We start from the raw sequence: 2,658 nt of genomic DNA on the forward strand, positions 1-2,658 counted from the left end.
CGGTAAACGAGTGAGGGAATTTCAGGTAAGATACTTCGGATGAGGAGCAAAAAGGTGGTTTATACTTCCTATACCCCATAAAGGAGGCATCCGGTTGCGTTAAGCGGAATTCAACGGTGTTGTTGTCCAGTTTGCGCACGCTTTGGACGTTATCGGCAAACTGCAGGCTGTCGAAGTAGGGGAAACTGCTGCCGTTCACATTGTGCCACGGATGGTGGCGATCAAAGATGCGCTCGAAGGTAAACACCACATCGTCTGCATTCAGTTTGCGGGTGGGGGTGAACCAGGCCGTCTTCTGAAACTGAACGTCACGACGCAGATGGAAGCGGTAGGTTGCGCCGTTATCCAGCACCTCCCAGCTTTCAGCAAGCTCAGGCACCAGCCGATAGGTGTAGGGATCTACATCAAGCAGTCGGTCATACAATTGGGCCGCTAACGTATCGACGATGAGACCGCTGCTCGTTTTTTGTGGGTTGAACGTATTGACTTGCCCGCTGACGCAATAGACAAACCCACTGTCACGGATATCAGCGTGCGGAGCTTGCTCAGGCGCAGCAGCAGCCTGACCACTCAGAAATCCAGCCATCACGATCAGAGATGATAAAACCAGGCGCATAATTTTAATGGATTATATAAAGAGGCTATCTTACTAATACTTAATGACATTTGCCATTACCGTTTGTTTTTGGGAGTAACAGGCTCGATAAGCGCGAGTTCAACACCGCGACATGGTCAAAATTCATACCTGCTATCCACTTTGAATCTACTCTGTTAACTATCTTAGCATTTTCATGGCCCATCTGACTTGCTATAAACGTGGGGGCGTACCTGTCGTTGTTTACTGATTGATATCAGTGTGTGCTCGGAAGATGGAGTATGGCATCGATAACGAAGTGTGGAGCGAGCATTTAGAGTGTCACTATCAATGCTGAACTATAATCATTCAGGAAGCAGTACACGTTATGTGAGTTGTAATAGCTAAAGTATCTATAATTATTTCAATATGTTAATTCCATTTTTTCTTCATGGCATCTTAATCTTCTCACCCATTTATGGTGATGATTTCCATTGGTTATTAAATGCATTTTGGCTTTGATCCTGGTTATGAACGGTTTTCTGTTGCCATTTAACTTCTAATGGAATGAATTGTATGAATAAATTACTGAGCCTTGTTGTTTCACTTGCCCTATTGCCTGGAGCCGTTTTTGCAGCGTCGACTCCAGACTGTGTGAAGGTGAATAAAGCGCAAATCGAAGCGCTATTTGATAAGTGGAACGAGTCATTGAAAACAGGTAACGCGCAGACGGTATCTGAAAATTATCTTAGCGATGCGGTATTGTTGCCTACTGTATCCAATAAAGCGCGTTTAACGGACGCTGAACGTGTTGATTATTTCGAGCATTTTCTTGCGAAAAAGCCGACCGGGAAAATTGACATGCGTACCATTCGCCTGGGGTGTAATAAGGCGATAGACACCGGTACCTACACATTTACCTTCGCGGACAAATCAACGGTTTCAGCCCGCTACACATTCACTTATGCATGGGACGGTAAAGAGTGGAAAATTTCCACACACCACTCTTCAGCGATGCCTGAAGGGTAAAAAGCTGTGCAGGGGGCGGAATATTCACCGCTCCCTGAAGACTAGCCAATAATCGCGATGCCAAGACGTTCCATGAGCAACGATGCCTGGTAGTTGTCCAACTTAACGCCTTGTAAATCAACGCGCCGAATATCTAAGTCACCCAACTCCGAATTGGTCAGATCGCAATGTGTGAAGTTTGCTGCTCGCCAGTCGAAAGTCGAAAACTCGCCGCCGGAGAGATCTGAACCACTGAACGTCGCGCCCAGTACCTGGGCCCCCATCCAACGGTTTTCCCACAGCTCACACTTTTCCAACACGACTTTCGAAAAATTGGCGTAGCTTAGATTTGTGTTAGTGATATATGCACTGCAAAACCAGGTGCGAGTAGTGATCATATTCATAAAACTTGCGCCGCGAAAATCTGCGCCTTGCGCACGACAGTGGCAAATTTCAATGCCAAGCGCACTGGCATTGCGAAAATCCGCCATGGATAAATCACAGCTTTTAAAAATGGCATCTTTCAGCATCGCACGACTAAAATTGCACCCTTTCTGGCTTTCACGATCATAGAACTGACAGCCGATAAATTCAGTGCCGCTCAGGTCGGCACCTGAAAAATCACAGTTAAAAAATGTACTATTTTCAATTTTCTCACCGGTGAAGCGGTTTCTGTTAATTTTTTCGCCAACGAGTGCCAGAGCCATATTTTGTGCCTGTTTTTTTATACAGTAATGGCGTCATGGTAAACCCTGATGAGGTTATGCGTCAAATCCGCCAATATAACATCTGCAAATGTGCGTTAAATCTGGTGTTTTTTCAGCAAAGCGCGAAGCTGATGGTAAGTCAGACCCAGTAATTCAGCGGCTTTTTTCTGGTTAAATTTTGCCTGCTGTAAGCTGGTTTGTAGAAAGTCTTTCTCTTGCTGCTGCTGGAATTCACGCAGATCCAGCGGTAACCCTACAGACATCGGTTTAGTTTCCGGCGCCTGCGGCTGCGTCTGGTTCTGAAATCCATCCCTGTCGGTGTTGCTTATGCAGTCTGGTCGGGACTCGGCGTCGTCATAATTACAGCCA

At 46.1% G+C, this 2,658-nt stretch carries 3 protein-coding genes and 2 pseudogenes; 2 read left to right on the plus strand and 3 right to left on the minus strand.

Translation table 11 applies throughout. From position 1 onward, the window contains the following. On the minus strand, positions 1 to 616 hold a 616-nt coding region (locus tag L2I46_RS28875; RefSeq protein WP_227687738.1), incomplete at its 3' end, for an ABC transporter substrate-binding protein. Positions 617 to 1,150: 534 nt separating this feature from the next. Between L2I46_RS28875 and L2I46_RS28880 the strand changes: the two genes are divergently transcribed. Then, on the plus strand, positions 1,151 to 1,603 hold the full coding sequence (locus tag L2I46_RS28880) for an SgcJ/EcaC family oxidoreductase (RefSeq protein WP_003833285.1): 453 nt from the start codon (positions 1,151 to 1,153) through the stop codon (positions 1,601 to 1,603). A gap of 41 nt (positions 1,604 to 1,644) precedes the next feature. On the opposite strand, the gene L2I46_RS28885 is transcribed toward L2I46_RS28880, so the two are convergent. Both L2I46_RS28885 and L2I46_RS28890 read right to left on the minus strand, forming a co-directional pair. After that, positions 1,645 to 2,289: a quinolone resistance pentapeptide repeat protein QnrB91 gene (locus tag L2I46_RS28885; protein WP_065908739.1), complete on the minus strand. Its 645-nt coding sequence runs from the start codon at positions 2,287 to 2,289 to the stop codon at positions 1,645 to 1,647. Positions 2,290 to 2,384: 95 nt separating this feature from the next. Continuing rightward, positions 2,385 to 2,543 (minus strand): annotated as a pseudogene (locus L2I46_RS28890) (helix-turn-helix domain-containing protein); the annotation flags it as partial. 33 nt (positions 2,544 to 2,576) lie between these two features. Between L2I46_RS28890 and L2I46_RS28895 the strand changes: the two are divergent. Next, a pseudogene (locus tag L2I46_RS28895) lies at positions 2,577 to 2,658 on the plus strand (SMR family transporter); the annotation flags it as partial.

Source organism: Klebsiella sp. 2019SCSN059, from assembly GCF_021739525.1.
Taxonomy (GTDB): domain Bacteria; phylum Pseudomonadota; class Gammaproteobacteria; order Enterobacterales; family Enterobacteriaceae; genus Klebsiella; species Klebsiella quasipneumoniae.